Origin of the sequence: Dyella sp. RRB7 (assembly GCF_022761115.1) — a bacterium.
Taxonomy (GTDB): Bacteria; Pseudomonadota; Gammaproteobacteria; order Xanthomonadales; family Rhodanobacteraceae; genus Dyella.
Genome location: NZ_JAKWJS010000003.1, coordinates 1 through 16,370, shown reverse-complemented (window position 1 = coordinate 16,370; position 16,370 = coordinate 1). Strand labels below are relative to the sequence as shown.

16 protein-coding genes are annotated in these 16,370 nt (G+C 59.8%); 7 read left to right on the top strand and 9 right to left on the bottom strand.

Annotated features, from left to right (window positions below; genetic code table 11):
* The first annotated feature begins 1 nt into the window (after window position 1).
* From MJ606_RS09085 to MJ606_RS09065, 5 genes are read left to right on the top strand one after another with little or no spacing between them, the layout of a single operon-like run.
* A complete protein-coding gene (locus MJ606_RS09085) occupies window positions 2-205 on the top strand; it encodes a hypothetical protein (RefSeq protein WP_243049213.1) in 204 nt (67 codons plus the stop codon).
* Window positions 202-1,008: a cellulose biosynthesis protein BcsQ gene (gene bcsQ, locus MJ606_RS09080; RefSeq protein ID WP_243049212.1), complete on the top strand. Its 807-nt coding sequence runs from the start codon at window positions 202-204 to the stop codon at window positions 1,006-1,008. The genes MJ606_RS09085 and bcsQ overlap by 4 nt, the downstream gene beginning before the upstream one ends.
* Window positions 1,005-3,575 (top strand): UDP-forming cellulose synthase catalytic subunit, encoded by a 2,571-nt coding sequence (bcsA, locus tag MJ606_RS09075; protein ID WP_243049211.1) that lies wholly within the window; start codon window positions 1,005-1,007, stop codon window positions 3,573-3,575. Before bcsQ ends, bcsA begins: the two co-directional genes overlap by 4 nt.
* Before the next feature lie 11 nt (window positions 3,576-3,586).
* The gene (gene bcsG / locus MJ606_RS09070; protein ID WP_243049210.1) at window positions 3,587-5,170 is read left to right on the top strand and encodes a cellulose biosynthesis protein BcsG; all 1,584 of its coding nucleotides are present in this window, start codon (window positions 3,587-3,589) and stop codon (window positions 5,168-5,170) included.
* The gene (locus tag MJ606_RS09065; RefSeq protein ID WP_243049209.1) at window positions 5,170-5,364 is read left to right on the top strand and encodes a hypothetical protein; all 195 of its coding nucleotides are present in this window, start codon (window positions 5,170-5,172) and stop codon (window positions 5,362-5,364) included. The genes bcsG and MJ606_RS09065 overlap by 1 nt, the downstream gene beginning before the upstream one ends.
* 57 nt (window positions 5,365-5,421) lie before the next feature.
* Here the strand turns inward: MJ606_RS09065 and MJ606_RS09060 are convergent, their stop codons facing one another.
* The 8 genes from MJ606_RS09060 to MJ606_RS09025 all read right to left on the bottom strand — a co-directional run bounded on the left by MJ606_RS09060 (window position 5,422) and on the right by MJ606_RS09025 (window position 13,913).
* On the bottom strand, window positions 5,422-7,173 hold the full coding sequence (locus MJ606_RS09060) for a GGDEF domain-containing protein (RefSeq protein ID WP_243049208.1): 1,752 nt from the start codon (window positions 7,171-7,173) through the stop codon (window positions 5,422-5,424).
* 481 nt (window positions 7,174-7,654) lie between these two features.
* Window positions 7,655-8,461: a c-type cytochrome gene (locus MJ606_RS09055; protein ID WP_243049207.1), complete on the bottom strand. Its 807-nt coding sequence runs from the start codon at window positions 8,459-8,461 to the stop codon at window positions 7,655-7,657.
* On the bottom strand, window positions 8,458-10,083 hold the full coding sequence (locus MJ606_RS09050; protein WP_243049206.1) for a b(o/a)3-type cytochrome-c oxidase subunit 1: 1,626 nt from the start codon (window positions 10,081-10,083) through the stop codon (window positions 8,458-8,460). Before MJ606_RS09050 ends, MJ606_RS09055 begins: the two co-directional genes overlap by 4 nt.
* On the bottom strand, window positions 10,073-10,642 hold the full coding sequence (locus MJ606_RS09045; protein ID WP_243049205.1) for a hypothetical protein: 570 nt from the start codon (window positions 10,640-10,642) through the stop codon (window positions 10,073-10,075). Before MJ606_RS09045 ends, MJ606_RS09050 begins: the two co-directional genes overlap by 11 nt.
* A gap of 10 nt (window positions 10,643-10,652) precedes the next feature.
* Window positions 10,653-10,826, bottom strand: coding sequence for a hypothetical protein (locus tag MJ606_RS09040; RefSeq protein ID WP_243049204.1), 174 nt, complete (start codon window positions 10,824-10,826; stop codon window positions 10,653-10,655).
* A 17-nt stretch (window positions 10,827-10,843) separates the two neighbouring features.
* The gene (locus MJ606_RS09035; RefSeq protein ID WP_243049203.1) at window positions 10,844-12,118 is read right to left on the bottom strand and encodes a cytochrome c; all 1,275 of its coding nucleotides are present in this window, start codon (window positions 12,116-12,118) and stop codon (window positions 10,844-10,846) included.
* Window positions 12,115-12,867 (bottom strand): c-type cytochrome, encoded by a 753-nt coding sequence (locus MJ606_RS09030; RefSeq protein ID WP_243049202.1) that lies wholly within the window; start codon window positions 12,865-12,867, stop codon window positions 12,115-12,117. The genes MJ606_RS09035 and MJ606_RS09030 overlap by 4 nt, the downstream gene beginning before the upstream one ends.
* Before the next feature lie 605 nt (window positions 12,868-13,472).
* On the bottom strand, window positions 13,473-13,913 hold the full coding sequence (locus tag MJ606_RS09025) for a hypothetical protein (protein WP_243049201.1): 441 nt from the start codon (window positions 13,911-13,913) through the stop codon (window positions 13,473-13,475).
* A gap of 495 nt (window positions 13,914-14,408) precedes the next feature.
* On the opposite strand from MJ606_RS09025, the gene MJ606_RS09020 reads away from it, so the two are divergent.
* Together MJ606_RS09020 and MJ606_RS09015 are read left to right on the top strand one after the other, a co-directional pair.
* A complete protein-coding gene (locus MJ606_RS09020; protein ID WP_243049200.1) occupies window positions 14,409-15,377 on the top strand; it encodes a hypothetical protein in 969 nt (322 codons plus the stop codon).
* A gap of 64 nt (window positions 15,378-15,441) precedes the next feature.
* Window positions 15,442-16,065: a DUF5677 domain-containing protein gene (locus MJ606_RS09015; RefSeq protein WP_243049199.1), complete on the top strand. Its 624-nt coding sequence runs from the start codon at window positions 15,442-15,444 to the stop codon at window positions 16,063-16,065.
* 119 nt (window positions 16,066-16,184) lie between these two features.
* On the opposite strand, the gene MJ606_RS09010 is transcribed toward MJ606_RS09015, so the two are convergent.
* The coding region (locus tag MJ606_RS09010) for a hypothetical protein (RefSeq protein ID WP_243049198.1) at window positions 16,185-16,370 on the bottom strand (186 nt) is incomplete at its 5' end.

Genomic DNA, 16,370 nt, shown 5'->3' with positions numbered 1-16,370 from the left:
CATGCAGATCTTCCTCGGCTATTTCGTGTGGGGCCTGATGCTTGCCGCGCCGCTGTGGTGGCTGTCCTGGCGGTTTCGCCTGCGCTATTGGCTGCCGCGCCTGCGTTCGCGGTTGCTTCGTCGCACCTTGCATCTGCCATCGCAGCTGCAGCCGCTGGTGATCCGTGGCAAGCGTCGGCATGGCGGCCGGGGAGGCGTCCTATGAAAACCATTGCCGTGGTTTCCAGCGTGGGTGGCGCGGGACGCACGACGTTGAGTGCCACGCTGGCCAGTCTGCTGATGGCGCGCAAGCACGCAGCGCTGGCGGTGGAATGTGACCCGAGCAATGTGCTGGCGCTCTATGGCGGTTTGCGCGAACCGGCCCGTCAAGGCCTGGCTTCGTATGTGTTGGCACCCGCCGGACACGTGGCCGAAGCGGCGTTGCAAAGTGACGATGGAGTGCTGTGGTTGCCCTGGGGCGGTGCCCGGGACGGCGGCGCTGGACCGGACCCGGAGCAGGCCAGGGCGGTTTCGGCGATCTTGCATGCACAACCCTCGTGGCTGCGCGACCTGCTGGCACGGGTCGATCTTCCTGCCCATGGCGTGATCCTGGTGGATGCGGCGACCTGGCCCTCGGTGCATGCCGTCCAGGCGATCGAGGCGGCCGATCTGGTGCTGGTGTTGGTGCCGCCGCAGCCGCTGGCTTGCGCCACGTTGCCGCGCCTGCGCGCCGAGCTGAAGGCGCGTGACAAGTTCAGCCTGTATGTCGCCAACGCGGTGTCGCCGGCGTCGCAGTTGCACACCGACATCCTTGCCCTGCTGCGTCATGCATTGGGGTCGGAGCTGTCCGCCTATCGCATCCATGCGGACACGGGCATCCCCGAGGCGCTGGCGCGCAACCAGAGCTTTCATCTCGCCGCGCCGCACTCGCAGGCCGCGCACGACCTGCAGGGCCTGGCATCGTGGCTGTCCTCGTGGATCAAGCAGGCATCGCGCGCCTCCGCGCAGGTGGCGGGAGGTGCGCCATGAGCGAGCAGGCATCCCTGCGCGGCGTAGCGCGCATCAGGGCGCTGGTAGCGCGACGGCTCGGCGTCGAGCCGGGCGATGGCATGCGCCTGTGGCTGGTGCGGTTGGTGTTTCGGCCGCCTGGGCCGGGCCAGCGCGACTGGGCGGCACGCGGGAGCGAGGCATTGGCTCGCTATCTGCACAACGAGCTGGCCATGCGCGATGGCGAGTCTGCGGGCGCCTGGCTCACGCGCCTGTGCTTCCGGCCCCGCCGTCGGCGTGGGCACCTGGCGGCCGACCTGCGGCAGGCGCGTCGTCAGCGCGGCAGGCAGGGGCGCTCTATGCTGCTCGGCAGGATCAGCGGCTGGCTCAAGCCCGTGTATGGCGTGGCCGGCCGCGCCGGTCGCGCGGTTTCATCCCGCTTGCCCAGCGTACCCTGGCAGCGGGTGAGCGATGACGTCAACCAGTGGTCTGCCGCGCTCGACCGCATGCCGTATATCAAGACGCTGATCCTGCTGATGGCCTTGTTGGTTGCGCTGGCTTTCTGGACCACGCCGGTGCCGCTGGCCGCCCAGTTCGAGCTGTTTATCTTGATGTGCGTGGTGATGGCGGTGGCACGGCGCATTCCTGGTCGCTGGCCAACCATGCTGATGGTATCGCTCTCCATCCTGATGGCGGGGCGCTACATCTGGTGGCGAACCACGCAGACGCTGCATTTCGCTTCGCCGATCGAGGCGGTGTTCGGCTACCTGCTCTACTCGGCGGAAATCTACACCTGGATCGTGCTGCTCTTCGGCTATGTCCAGACGGCGTGGCCGTTGAATCGGCATCCCAAGCCCTTGCCTGAGGACCCCGGCAGCTGGCCTACGGTGGATATCTATATCCCCACCTACAACGAGCCGCTGTCCGTGGTGACGCCCACCGTGCTGGCGGCCAAGAGCATGGACTGGCCGCGCGACAAGCTGCGCGTGTACGTGCTCGATGACGGCAGCCGCGAGGCGTTCCAGCAGTTTGCGGCCGAAGTGGGCGTGGGCTACCTCACCCGCGAGGAGCATCACTTCGCCAAGGCCGGCAACATCAATCACGCGCTGCGGCTGACCAGTGGCGAGTACATCGCCATCTTCGATTGCGATCACATTCCCACCCGTTCGTTCCTGCAGACCACCATGGGCGAGTTCCTGGCCGATCCCAAGTGCTCGATGGTGCAGACGCCGCACCATTTCTTCTCGCCTGACCCGTTCGAGCGCAACTACGACACGTTTCTGCGCATTCCCAACGAGGGCAGCCTGTTCTATGGGCTGGTGCAGGACGGCAACGATTTCTGGAACGCCACGTTTTTCTGCGGCTCGTGCGCGGTGATCAAGCGCGCGCCCTTGGAGGAGGTAGGCGGCATCGCCGTGGAGACCGTCACCGAGGATGCCCACACCTCGCTGAAGATGCATCGTCGCGGTTATCGCAGCGCCTACCTGCGCATCGTGCAGGCGGCGGGGTTGGCGACGGAAAGCCTGTCGGGACATATCGGGCAGCGCATCCGCTGGGCGCGGGGCATGGCGCAGATCTTCCGCCTCGACAACCCGTGGACCGGCAAGGGCCTCAGCTTCTTCCAGCGCATCTGCTACAGCAACGCGATGCTGCATTTCTTCTACGGCGTTCCACGCCTGGTCTTCCTGCTGATGCCGTGTGCCTATCTGTATTTTGGCCTGCACGTGTTCAATGCCGACGCGGTATCGGTGATGGCCTATGTGCTGCCTTACCTGTTTATTTCCGGCATGGCCAATTCACGCATCCAGGGCCAGTACCGCCACTCGTTCTGGGCCGAAGTGTATGAGTCGGTGTTGGCCTGGTACACCGTGCTGCCCACCACCATCGCCTTCATCAATCCCAAGAAGGGCAAGTTCAACGTGACCGCCAAGGGTGGCCTCATCGAGCGGGAATACCTCGATTGGGCGACTTCCAAGCCCTATGTGTGGCTGCTCGCCGTCAATCTGGCCGGCCTGGTCGTGGGCGTCGTGCGCATTTTCACCACGCAGAGCGACGAGCCGGCCACCGTATTGATGAACATGGTGTGGGCGTTGTTCAACGTAGCCATGCTCGGCGCCGCCGTGGGCGTGGCGAAGGAAGCCAGGCAGGTCCGGGTGGCGCACCATGTGCCGCTGCATGTGCCTGCCACCTTGATCCTGCCCGACGGCAAGACCATCGCTTGCCACACCGAGAACTATTCCACTGGTGGCCTGGGCATCGTGCTGCCGGCACAGCTCTCGCTGGAGCGAGGCAGTACCATCGGCGTGACCTTGTCGCGCGGTTCCACCGACTACTACTTCCGCGCGGCGGTTGCGCGCCATAGCGGCCTTCATCTGGGTCTCAAGTTCGAGGACTGGTCCTACGAGAAGGAGGCGCAGCTCGTCCAGTGCACGTTCGGTCGCGCGGATGCATGGGTGCGCTGGGAAGAGGCGCTGGTACCCGATAGCCCTCTGCGCAGCTTCGTCGAGGTGGTCGAAATGGGCTACCAGGGCGTGCTCCGGCTCTTTGACGCCTGCCTGGATGCGGTCGAGGCCACCATGCTTCGCCGGCCGCGCCAGCCGCCTGGATAACGGGATTGCCCATGGGATTCTGGAATCTCTATTTCATCGCCAAGATCTATCTGGCCTCGGTCGGCAAGCTCAAGCCGCTGTGGTGGCTCAACCTGCTGTTCGCGCTGGCCCTGATCGTGCCGCTGCATCGTCGCTGGCATCGCGTGCTGCGAGTTGTCGTGGGGTTGCTGGTGGCGGCGGCGTTGATGTATCACGAATCGAACCTGCCGCCGTTCGGCTATGTGCTGAAGCAGATACCGGGACTCGCTTCGTTCTCACCGGGTTACATGATGGAGCTGGCGCGGCGCGTGTTCATGCCCGCCATGGTCTACATTCCCATCCTCGCGGTGGTGATCTACGTCGTGGTCAATCGCTGGGTGCGCGTCACCACGTTCGTACTGTTGGCGCTGCTGGTGCTGCCGCTGTGGCAGGGCATCGATACGCTGATTGCCAAGTCCGTGGCGTCGTCGAAGCTTGCGGTCAGCGCCGGTGCCGATGCGGGCATGGCCAATGCTGGCGCGGCAAGTGCCACTGGCAGCTACGACGAGCAGCTCGCCGCGTTCCATCACAGCGAGAAGAGCCGGCGCGTTGCCTTCTTCCCGATGAGCAAGGACCCGGCCGCGCAGTTCGACATCATCGTCATCCACATCTGTTCGCTCTCGTGGGACGACCTCGATGTGGTCAGCATGACCGACAATCCGTTGTTCAGCCGGTTCGACTACATCTTCAAGAACTTCAGCAGCGCGGCCAGTTACAGCGGGCCTGCTGCGATCCGCGTGCTGCGTGCCTCCTGCGGCCAGGATGCGCACCAGGATCTCTACAGCCAGACGTCGGAGGATTGCCACGTATTTGCCGACCTCGCGGCGGCCGGTTACGACGTGCAGTTCATGATGAACCACGATGGCCACTTCGACGATTTCCGCGGCGTGGTGCAGCGGGAGATCGGCCGCGCGGGCATCCAGCCGCACTCGACCGAGGGCCTGCCGGTCGCCATGAAGGAGTTCGACGGCTCGCCGCTGGTGGACGATTACGATGCGTTGGCCCGTTGGTATCAGGGGCGCATCGGTCAGGGCGGTGGCCCGGTGGCGCTGTACTACAACACGGTCTCGTTGCACGACGGCAATCGCCTGCCCAACAGCAATCTGAGCAGCGCGGAGTCCTATCCGATCCGCCTGAAGAAGCTGCTGGGTGATATCGATCGCCTGCTGGAGCTGATCGCCCATTCGGGGCGCAAGGCCGTAGTGGTTTTCGTGCCCGAGCATGGCGCGGCGCTACGCGGTGACGCCGGCCAGATATCCGGCCTGCGCGAGATCCCGACGCCGCGCATCATCCACGTGCCCGTGGGCGTCACGCTGGTCGGATTACCGGCGGCCGAGCAACGGCATGGGCCTGGTGTCGTCATCGACACGCCCACCAGCTACCTTGCGCTGGCGCAGCTGCTGTCAGGCCTGGTGGCCAACAGTCCGTTCAAGGCGGGAGCGCCACCGCTGGCGCAGTACGCCAATGAGCTGCCGCAGACGCGCATGGTGGGCGAGAACGAAAACACCGTGACCCTGAGCACGCCCAGCGGCTATGTGATCCACACGCCCGAAGGCGTCTGGATGGAGGGCAAGTGATGGCCATGCCGCCCGATCCACGCTTGATGCTGGTGCCGAACGATGTGGACACGTATGCCAACTACGCCGAGGGCATCGACCCGGCGCGTTATTTCGACAGCCAGGCGCGGGACGTCTGGCTTGCCGCCAAACAACGATGGCCGTTGCTGGTAGCGGTACTGCAAGACGACAGCGACGACCCGTGCGAGCGGTGAGTCGGCAGGGCAGCCGCGACGGCCGCGCCGAAGATCAGCGCCACAGCACGAAGGCATTCATACCGTGGCATCCATTTCGATACGGTCACGACCCTTTGCCTTGGCCTGGTAGAGCAGGGTGTCGGCCCGCCGCAACAGCTCGGCGGTTTCCGGGTCGTCGGCGCGTCGTGCCAGGGCGATGCCGAAGCTGGCCGTGACGCCGAAAACCTCACTGCTTACCGCCACGATGGTTTCTTCATGAAGCCGTCCATGCAGCCGCTGCGCCAGTTCATAGGCCTGAAGGTGGTTCGGTACCCGCAACAGTATGGCGAATTCTTCGCCGCCGATGCGGGCGACCACGTCTCCCGAGCGAATGGTCTCGCGGCATACGGTCGCGAGTTTAATCAGGGCACGATCGCCGGTTTCGTGACCGTAGGTATCGTTGACACGCTTGAAGTGATCGATGTCCAGCATGATCAGGGCCACGACGGGGTCGTTACCGCGTTTGTCGGATAACAACATGGCAGCCCGGCTTTCGAAGGCGCGCCGGTTCAACAGTCCGGTCAACGGGTCCGTCTCTGCTATGGTCTGCAGTTCGCCGATCAGGCGCTTGCGCTCCTGCTCAAGCCGGATGCGCTCGGCGCTGTGCTGCTTCAGTAGGTTCAGTGCACCAAACAGGTCCTTGATCTCCCCGCCATAGCCGGTTTGCGGAATGGTCACCGACAGGTCACCCGAGGCGATGGCGAGGATCAGCCGCCGGGCTTCCACGAACGGGCGCACGATCTTTTCGCGGAAGCGCCAGCTCATCAGCAGCAATGTTCCGGTCAACGCCCCGGCGAGCAGGGCCGTGCCGCCCAGCAGTGCCATATGCCAGTGGAGGTTCGAGCGGATCGTGTCGCTTGCCAGTGCCAGGGTATCGTCGCGGAAGCGGTTGATGGGGGCTATCCGCGATGCATATTTTTCGGCCAGCTCTGCCGGCGAGGTATCGACCTCGGGAGCGGGCATCGACAATATGCGATTGACATCCGTGAGCTCCTTACCAAAGAAGTCTTGATCGACTTGGGCATAGTCCGCCTGCAGCCGGGGTGGCAGGCTGCGGATACTCGGCACCAGAAGGACCCTCAGCTGCTCGATCGCGCCGAGCGTACGGGCGACGTCGGCTGCTTTGTCATGGGTCAGCGCACGGTGGGACGCCACCGCCGGCACGAAATCGGAGCCTAGCCGCCCAGTCTGCTCGCGCAAAAGCGCCGCCAGTCGCGCGGCCAGCAGGTAGCTTTGCACGTCCGCATTCTCGCGGATGACGCCCATCGCATTCGTGTCGGCGATGGAAGAGAGCAACGGTATCGCGCTAACCAGGTGATCGATGGCGTGCAGAACCTCCGCAACGACAAGCTCGGTTGGCGCATGCTGATAGCTCACATCGAGATCCCGCCGCGCCTCGGCCACGATCGACTTCGCTCGTGCGAATGTCGCCAGCAGCGGCGCGCAGTTCTTGCACCGGGGGTTTTGCAGCGAAGCGTCGAGTTCGCTCAGGTCGGCATCCGTGGCGTAGCGCGCCTCCTTCAATGCCTGCATGCGCTGGCCCGGAGCCTGCGAGGCTTCAATCAGCCAGACAAACGTCGGCCGGCGTTCCGCGGATATGTTTGCCATGGATCGCAACGCCGCCTGCAATATCACGAATTCCCTTTGCGCTTCTCGCGCGTCCCGGTATCCACGCCACTGTTCCAGGCATAACCACAGCACCAGCGTGAGGACGACCAGATAGATAACAGAAACGATGTAGTGGAATCGCCGATTGATGGAGTCGCCGGGAGTCGCATTGCGATGCATGACAGCGGAGCGCCCTGGATGTGTCGTGTCCAATGATGGGCCGCTGAGGGCTTTGACCCGGACAGCGGGCTTGGCAAACAGACGCGCCCCGCGTTCCTTTTCGTTCGGCTGGCTTGCCAAGGTCCCGGGGCCGGGGAATCAGAACAAGGTCTTCGTGGACAATTCGCGAAAAGCGCCTGCGACCGATGCATTGCCGACTTCGCGTCTCGCCCGCAGGACGCAAAACGCCCGGCGATCGCTTGCCGGGCTGGATGGAAATGGCGTCTATCAAAGGACCATGGCACGGTTGGAAGACCTGGTCGTTTGGCGCGTAGCATCCTTGCGATAGCCAAAGTGTGCTGGGCCTTCCGAGTGACCGAACGCCTATCGTCGTCCGTTTCAAAATCGATGGGCAGCGTAACGCATGCAGATATTGCCGGCCCCGGATTCCTCGTCATGGATCACGGCGCTGGGCGTGAGACGCTTGCGCGAAGCATCCCACTCATCTTTTTTCTGCGTAATAGTCGACCGACGCGTTGATTTCATCCTGCGTCATATGGCGTGCGACATTTCGCATCTGGCCGCTAACGTCGTTGTGGCGGGTCCCGTTGGCGAATGCCTCAAGCTGGGATTTCAGGTAGGCGCGTGGCTGGGGGCTCAACCACGGGGCACCCAGCTTGTTCGCTAGGCTTCCATGGCAGGAACCGCAGGGAGCGATGTTCCGCATCGGCGATCCTGTGGCAACGATGCCGAGTGCGGGTGATGCGTCGTCAGCACCAGGCGACGGTTCGCGAGGCAGCGACGCGTAATAGATCGACAGGTCGCGCAAATCCTGGTCGCTTAGTCCAACGACCATGGGAGCCATGATGGCACTGGTACGCGCGCCGGTTTGGAAGTCGCGAAGTTCCTTGTAGATCGATGGACTGTACTGTCCGGCCAGGTTTGGCGTATTCGCGGCACTTACCCCGCGGGCGCCATGACACATGGTGCAGCGCAACGCCAGGGTCGCGCCCCGCCCAACCGACTCGCGCATGCCCGGCCCGCTCAACATTTCCGGCGTGAGAATCACCGTGGACAACGGCACCTTCGGAGCCACCGGAGGGTTCGTTTCACTGAGCCACGTCCTGGGAATGCCCGCCGCACCGCAAATGGCGTTCAGCAGGCCTTTGAACAGGGCGTCGTCTTGCGCGGAAGGCAGCCAAATGAAACCCACGAAGGCCGAAAAGAGAAACAGTGCGAGGGTGGCACCGACGCTCGTGGTAAACCAAGGGTTTCGGAGCGACACGAGGCGCGATCGTTTGTCGTTCATTGCTGCCCCCCGCTATAGACCGCAGGCACGTCGGCATCGTGCAACCCGATAAGCTGAAGAATGGGATAGCCATAGTTCGTGATCGTCAGCGCAATCATCAGGCCGACCCAGAGGCCCAAGCCGTTCAATGCCAATGGCAGCGACGTGGGTTCGTGGATGGCCTGGCTAAAAGTGAACGGCGCGGGCTCAACCCGGTTTGCCGAGTGATTGCGGTACAGGATCGTAAGGAACAGCAGCGCCGATAGCACCAGCAACGCGCCGCCCACCGCCGACATGACGACAGCGACGCCTTCGGCGGACATGCCCGGCGCCGTGTAGTCGTAATAAGCCATGCGCCTCGGCATGCCAAGGATGCCCACGTAGTGCCACGGAAACGTGGTCACGATCATGCCGATGAACCACAGCCATAGCTGGGTGCGGATCAGCCTGAGGTCTTGCATTGCCCGGCCGGTGAGATGCGGCCACAGGTCGTAGGCAATGGCGAAATACATGATTACGATCGCGCCGCCGAAGATCAGATGGAAATGGCCGGTGACCCATTGGGTGTTATGGATGGTGGAGTCGAGCTGATAGCTCATGTTGATCAAGCCACCGGCCCCGCCAAAACCCAGCATCACAAACGAGAAGGTCAGGGCGAGCATTTGCGGGTTGTCCCAGGGAAGCGCCTTGAGCCAACCAAAGGCGCCCTTGCCGCCGCGCAGGCGTGCCGCGATTTCCACGGAAGCACAGATGGTGAACACCGTCAGCAAGGTCGGCACCGAAACCATGGCGGTAAACACGGAATGGACGAACTTGAAGCCTGAACCTATCTGCGGGTCGGCAAATAGATGATGGATGCCGATCGGCATCGCGAACACCAGAAAGAGCACAAACGAAATGCGGGCCATGGTGTCGCTGTACAGACGTCCGCCGATGGCGCGGGGAACGATGGTGTAGAAGGCGATATAAGCCGGCATCAGCCAGAAATAAACAATGGCGTGCAGCGTCCAGGAGAACAACACCCGCGAAAGCCCCGCATTGATGGTGTGGGATAGCCCGAGCGCCACCGGCAGGATCTGGAACAGCAGTTCAAGGGCCGCGCCAATGGCGGTCCATCCCCAAAGGTAGGCCCCGGCAACATTGGCGAACATCGCCAGCGGCACCGGCGCCCCCGGATGGGCGCGCTTCCACGCATGGAGGTTGATGCCCATGAGGGCGACCCAGATCCACGATCCGACGACCACGAGCACCACGCCGATGTAGTAGAACGCGTTTCCGATCATGGGGGGATAAAAGGTGTACAGCACCGAATCGAGCCCCATCGCCACCGGTATCACGGCCGAGATCGAGCCGACGATGATCAACGCGTAACCCGCCCACGCCCAGCGCCGCCCTATGAGGGGCTGGTTCAAGGAAAGCTCGGCAATGGCGTAGCCGAACCCCATCGCGATGAGCGTGGGGAACACGTAACCCATCACCGTGCCGTGCGCGGTCACCGATCGATAGTACAGATCGGGATTGTGTATCCAGCCATGCAGCGGGCTTCGGATGAACATTTGCCATTCGCCCAGGAGAACGGCCAGGCCGAAAATGGCAAACGCCAGCCAGAAATGGGCAAGCACGAGTCGCTTGTTAGAGATCACAAGTCAGTCTCCGCGTATCGGCCGCCATTTTCGAGAACGTACCCTTGTCCACGACCTTCACATTGGCCCACATGGCCTCGTGGCCGACACCGCAGAACTCATGGCATGGCATCAGGTGGTTCCCCGGCTTGTCGAACTCCGTCTTGAACGTCGAGATGTAGCCGGGCTCGATCATCGAGTTGATGTTGGTCCCGGTAATGAGCATGCCGTGCACGACGTCCGCGCTTGTCGCCCGGAACGTGATAGGCGTTTGCGCCGGCACGACGATGCATTGCGGCGTGAAGGAATACTGCTGACCGATCATTCTCACCGTCACCGAACCATCGGCTTCGACCGAGCTGCCGAGATTGCTCTCGACGAATTCTCCCGACACGTGCAAGGTGGTCGGGTCGGCCGTTTCGACACGGGAAGGCGGCATCATGGCCCAGTGCAGGCCGGTGAAGATCACCATCGCCACCAGTAGGGCGACGATGCTGACGACCATGAGGGCCCAGCGCTTCTCGATACGCGCGGTCAGCGCAGCGCTGTCGTGTGGATCGGCCGGAGACGCTTGGACCATGACCCTTCCTTTAATGAATCACACCACGTGGAAGAAAAACCAGGAAGTAAAAAAGGAACCATAGGGCGAAGACGATGGCCACGGCGATACCCGTGACCGCCAGTGCGCCTCGTGGCCCGGCGCGCACGATGCCCTCAACGCGCTGTTCCTCACTCTTGGTAGATTCGTCGTCGTTGCCGCTCATGCCGATGTCGCCCCTCTTCAATTCAGCGGAGCCGAACGCAATGCGTTCACGTCCTTCGCCTCAATCGCTGTTCCGTGGTTCTGCCAGGCCGTGCGAATGTAGGTCACCACCGCGGCCACTTCTTCGTCGGATAACTCTTGAGCAAATGGCGGCATGCCGTAGGGTCTTGGATTGCGTGTGGTTCCAGGGGGAAAGCCGCCGTTGAGGACCATTCGAATCGGATTGACGGATGAGGTCATCTGGATCGACTGATTCCCGGCAAGGGGCGGGAAATCCCAGCCCTTGCCTTCGCCATTGGTGCCGTGGCACATGGCGCACTGGACCGTGTAGATTTTCTTTCCGAGGGGAAAGAGGCGCAGCTTGTCCTGCGCTTCGGCCGGGGTGGGGGCAGCCGTCTCGCCGGTCGATGGCAGGTCCTTGAGGTAGACCGCCATGGCGTGAATGTCGGCGTCTGATAGATATTGAAGGCTGTTGTACACGACCTCCGCCATGGGCCCATAGACAGCCCCTCGCTTTGACACGCCGGCCTGCAGGAGATCGGAGATGTCCTCGATGGTCCAATCACCAAGCCCCGCTTCGCGATTGGATGTCAGTGACGGCGCGTACCACTCTTGCATCGGAATCAAGCCGCCCTGGTAGGCGGACGACTCCGAACTGCCGCCCAGTGCATTGATGGCGGTGTGGCACATCGAGCAGTGCCCGAGTCCTTCCACCAGGTAAGCGCCGCGGTTCCAATCGCTCGATTTCGAAGGGTCGGGTTTGTATTCGCCTTCCTTGAAGTAGAGCGTTCGCCAACCGGTGAGAAGACTGCGATTGTTGTAGGGAAACCGCAGGTCCTGATCGCGGTTTTGTTGATGCACCGGCGGCACCGATTTCAGGTAGGCGAAGATGGCATCGGAGTCTGCCCGCGTTACCTTGGTATAGGCGGCGTATGGCATGGCCGGGTAAAGCAGCTCGCCCGATCGCGTTCGCCCGGTATGCATCATGGTGTAGAACTCATCGGACGACCATGCGCCGATGCCGGTGGCCGGATCCGACGAAATGTTTGGCGAATAGAGCGTGCCAAATGGCGTTGCCATGGGTCGGCGTCCCCCAAAGGGTTTATCGCCGGGATTGCTGTGACATGCGACGCAGTCGCCCGCGCGCGCCAGATACTGGCCCTGCGCAATGACCGACAGGTCCTGGCCGTGCCCGAGCGAAGCCAGGGCAAACAGACCAGGCACCAGGCAAAGCATTCGCCGTACGGTCGCTGCACGACGTCCAGCCATTGAAGGTGGCAATAGTGTGCTCATCTCGTTTCGGCGCTTTCGCAAGTGAGAGCCAACTTCAGTGAACCGGCGGGCGCCGGGGCGGGATTGGCGGGCGCGGGAAGCGACGACAGCCAAGCCGAAACAGCCGCTATGTCGCCTTCCGAGAGCTGCGCGGCTACCTTCTGCATGCAGTTGGTTGCTGTCGTAACGCGCGTCCCATAGCGCGTCGCCCCGAGCTGTGCGCTGATGTACTTGCTGTTCAAACCCAGCAGGCCCGGGATATCGGGCGAGACGCCCGTCAAGGATGGTCCATGACAGGCAGCGCATGCGGGAACGTGGCGTACATCGTCACCGTTCAACGCCAGTTTTTTCCCCAAGGCCAGCACCTGCGGCGTGACATTGGGTTTGGGCAGCGCCGGAAATGGCGTTTGCTGGTTCGCGAAGTAATCGGCCATCTCCCGCAGATAGGTATCCGGCAGGTAGGCGAGCAGATAATTCATGGGCGGGTAGTTGCGCCGGCCATCACGAAATGCGACCAGTTGATTGAACAGATACCCGGCTGGCTTGCCGGCAAGCCTCGGGAAGTAGTCGTCACGGCTACCTTGGCCTTTCTCGCCATGGCAGGCCGTACAGGCCATCACGCGTGTGGCGGTGGAGTCGGGCGCGGTGACCGTGCTCTGGACCTGCGCATGCAGGCGGCTGGTCACGCAAAGCATGGCGACCGTTAGTAAGAGCGCCGCCCAGCGAGTCGCCCCGAGAAAATCGCTGTGCCGGCAGTCAACCTTCTGCATTGGATCAATCTACTGTGGATGGTGGTTGGCCAAAGGAGCGCCGATCACGCGTTGGCATCCCCAGTACACACGTATCGGGGCGGCCTTCAAGCCATGCGGCGACAGATCGATCAGGTACTACGCAAACTGGCCCGATGCATGCCCTGCGCGACACGGTGGTAGCTTGGCGTACATGTCCGGCGGCCATGCGTTGCTTTGAGGGGCGTCCCCACATTTCCCCATTCCCCCATGGCCAATCACGCGACAATCCCCATCGAAAACGACGGGAAAATGATGTGAAGCGATACCGTCGATGCGAACTGCAGCCGCGATCGCAACGGCGCTGTCCCATGCCTTGGTCCAGCTATTGTCCCCAGCGCATGCCATCACTTGTTTCTGATGATCCACTCACGCACCGCCTGACTCCATCCCCCATATGGGGGATGGGTGGGCTTTTGACCAAATGAACGCGCATTTTGGGGACATCCCCAAGCCGTGGATTGCTGCCAATGCAGGAACGCATGGACTGAACAAGCAAGTGCAATGCCAGTGAGCCTCGCGAAAACATGGGCTGGAGAGGCTCTTGAGGCATTAGGCGATCACGGTGTCTGGTGTCTTCGGAGCGATCATGACGACCATCGCGAGTCCGTTGGCATCAAGCCGCGTAAGCGGTTGTCTTGGGCGAGTTCGGTGATGAAAGCGTCCGATGCGTACGTTTCATCATTGATGTTTCGCCGGTCCTGCCGAAGCAGATACAAGTCCCGGTAGTACCCAAACGGTTTGAACGCCTCTTCCGATTTTGCAACGGTGGCTGGCGTTGCAGTGACCGTTTGTGTGGAAATCGAGCTGGAAGAGGAGGAGTCGGCCGGTACTAAATACCTTGGTGGGGGTTCTGCGTAGTGCTGGACGAGGTTGGGGGAGGGAAACTGGATGCCGTTTTCAAGCAGGACACTCAGTCCTTCATTCAAGCGGTCTCTGTCCTGACCATAGACCCGGTATCCACCGGGTAGCTCAATGATGCAGGGGTGTGTGTAGGGTTGAAGCTGGGGTTGTGCGAAGTCTTGCATGACGTCTCCTTAGGTGATGGCCTCCTAGCAAAGCTTAGGGGGCGCTTGGTTTAACACCAGACAGAGATTCGTCAATTCAATTTATTTGCTGAAAATCACATCAAGAATAATAAGTTATTGGTTGAGTCAAAATGTCGCGTGCACATAAATCGACTGGTCGCTTCTTTGATTGACAAGCGTCCAATAACTGGCATATTGATATACAGTTTCTTTGGATATATTGAAATGAGCGACTTCCTCAAAATTTCTTTCGCCAAAAATCGGTTTTGAGGAAGTCTGCGTTTCCCTTTAGTCTAATGAATATATAATTACATATTATATAAGCATTTGATTTTGGCAATGCTCTAAGGGCCCGACGCTAAGACGGTACTAATCTAATGGACGAAGATGCGCAGGTCATGGATGACCTTTCGGCTTTCTCTAGTGACGCGGCAGCGAAAGTCACACGGAATCAACTAATGGGTTGCCTTCATTGATAAAAGAGGAGCGTGGTATATGGATATGGCGCACACACACAGCTACGAAAGCGGGGAAAGATTGGTTTTTGAGCTGGAGCGAGTGCTTCGGGGCGTTGATATAAAAATCGCACCAAATTCCCTTCTGGAAGGTATGTCATACAGTGTTATGAGGTTGGTTGAGCAGTACCAAAATCCTAAATTGAGGCCTGCGGGAGACAAGGACATACGGCCATTCCATAGAGAGTGCTTGGGCCTTATGGACATCGCGTCCAAGCTGGTTTCAGTAAGCGGTCATCCGGCGTTTGGGGCCTTGAAGCCACACCTCATGCTTCTGAATGAGTCCTCTCCGCTGATGAACAGCAAATCAGGATATCTAGACTCGGGAAACAACAAACTGTTCGAGTTGTTTATTGCATGCCTTTGTTTGGGTGCTGGCGCTTCAGATGTGGAGCTAGATAACCCAGACCAATCTGATGGAAAAAATCCCGATGTGATTGCGACCTTCGAAGGTGTGAGGTGGGGGTTTGCGTGCAAGGCCTTACATACGACGTCTGGCATGACAATGTTGCAAGCCATCGAGAAGGCGATCCTTCAAATTGAAAATTCGTCGGCGCAAAGGGGTGTTCCCGTCCTCAATGCGAAGAATATTATTGTTCATGACGAGATGTGGGGCGCGAAGAAGGGTGCGGATGGAGAGTACGTGTTTGATGCCTATTCAAGCGCTGATATTCCTATTGGAAAGCTTCGAGAATTCTCAGAAAAGCTCAAAAAGGAAATCATCATTGCTTCTGGCGAAGATAACTGGGTCGATATGTATAGGGGTAAAAAGTCTATCCCTGCATATCTGATGTACCTTCCAACATCCACCGCGACGCTTAGGAATGGAAACATTCTTCCTACCAGACTGAACATGTTTAACTTGTGCTGGAACGAACCTATTGATCAACCAGCCATGTCGGTTCTTACGGCATTGAATCACTCTTTGCAGAGTATGAAGGACATATAGAGGTAAGGTGAGAACTTACTCTATTCGATTAACTCGTATAACTAACAGAAAGGAAAGGGACGGTATGGATATCCGAGAAAGCATTCTGAACCTCATAAAGGAATCGAGGTCCGAACTCCAACATAATGTGCAAGCACTCGCTGCGGAAAACGAGAAGTTGGTCTTGGTATTTTGGAAGAAAATGTTGGATAACTCACAAGCCGCAGTCGCGCTTATTGATGAAAATTTTCTTGAGGAGGCGGAAACGCTGAACAGGCTGGCTCTGGAGAATTTTTTCTTCATGCTGGCTCTTATCAATAGTGGCGACACTTTGAAAAAGATGGAAGCGGCAGCAGGAGAGCCAATAGCAAAGCTGGCAAGAACAGCTATGAACAAGGAAGTTAGCGTTCTTACACCGGAGAATAAGAAAGAGTTGGAAGAATACTTGCAAAAGTTGCTATCGGATGCTAAAGAAGGAGTGAGCTCGAATACTAAGTTCACTGCGTTTGAGGCTTCTGGGATTGCCCAGATGGAGTTTCTCTATAACAGCAGATACAGGCTCATATCGCTGAGAAGTGCCCACGCTTCATTGCTCTCTGCATTCAATAAGACCGACGATCTACGCGGCGATGTGCTTATGTCATTGGACGAGATTTTGCGCATCGGCTTATTCTCTGTTAGAGAATGCATTTCTTCTGCTAAGAAATAGGAAAGGCGGGCTATTGCGCTGTGTTTGTGGATTGGGGTTGGATGTGGATTTCAACGAGATTGGATAAAAAAAAGCCCGGGAGAGATCCGGGGGCTTTTTTAGTTGTTCAGAGCAGAAGGTCAGCCTTTGGCTTTCCTGCGTACCACTTTCTTGACCACTTTTGTGGCAGCTTTCTTGGTTGCCTTCATCGTGCTGGACTTTCTACCCGCAATCAGAAGAGAGTCGATAGTTACACCACGTTTTGGACCGGCCAGCCTTTCGTAGACATCTTCGAGCCATAATTTCTGGCAGTCGAGGAGGTCGGT

What these genes read in the sequence shown, in the direction of transcription:
- MJ606_RS09085 (WP_243049213.1), top strand. Translation starts at nt 2, where the DNA reads ATGCAGATCTTCCTCGGCTATTTCGTGTGGGGCCTGATGCTTGCCGCG.
- bcsQ (WP_243049212.1), top strand. Translation starts at nt 202, where the DNA reads ATGAAAACCATTGCCGTGGTTTCCAGCGTGGGTGGCGCGGGACGCACG.
- bcsA (WP_243049211.1), top strand. Translation starts at nt 1,005, where the DNA reads ATGAGCGAGCAGGCATCCCTGCGCGGCGTAGCGCGCATCAGGGCGCTG.
- bcsG (WP_243049210.1), top strand. Translation starts at nt 3,587, where the DNA reads ATGGGATTCTGGAATCTCTATTTCATCGCCAAGATCTATCTGGCCTCG.
- MJ606_RS09065 (WP_243049209.1), top strand. Translation starts at nt 5,170, where the DNA reads ATGGCCATGCCGCCCGATCCACGCTTGATGCTGGTGCCGAACGATGTG.
- MJ606_RS09060 (WP_243049208.1), bottom strand. Translation starts at nt 7,173, where the DNA reads ATGCATCGCAATGCGACTCCCGGCGACTCCATCAATCGGCGATTCCAC.
- MJ606_RS09055 (WP_243049207.1), bottom strand. Translation starts at nt 8,461, where the DNA reads ATGAACGACAAACGATCGCGCCTCGTGTCGCTCCGAAACCCTTGGTTT.
- MJ606_RS09045 (WP_243049205.1), bottom strand. Translation starts at nt 10,642, where the DNA reads ATGGTCCAAGCGTCTCCGGCCGATCCACACGACAGCGCTGCGCTGACC.
- MJ606_RS09040 (WP_243049204.1), bottom strand. Translation starts at nt 10,826, where the DNA reads ATGAGCGGCAACGACGACGAATCTACCAAGAGTGAGGAACAGCGCGTT.
- MJ606_RS09035 (WP_243049203.1), bottom strand. Translation starts at nt 12,118, where the DNA reads ATGAGCACACTATTGCCACCTTCAATGGCTGGACGTCGTGCAGCGACC.
- MJ606_RS09030 (WP_243049202.1), bottom strand. Translation starts at nt 12,867, where the DNA reads ATGCAGAAGGTTGACTGCCGGCACAGCGATTTTCTCGGGGCGACTCGC.
- MJ606_RS09025 (WP_243049201.1), bottom strand. Translation starts at nt 13,913, where the DNA reads ATGCAAGACTTCGCACAACCCCAGCTTCAACCCTACACACACCCCTGC.
- MJ606_RS09020 (WP_243049200.1), top strand. Translation starts at nt 14,409, where the DNA reads ATGGATATGGCGCACACACACAGCTACGAAAGCGGGGAAAGATTGGTT.
- MJ606_RS09015 (WP_243049199.1), top strand. Translation starts at nt 15,442, where the DNA reads ATGGATATCCGAGAAAGCATTCTGAACCTCATAAAGGAATCGAGGTCC.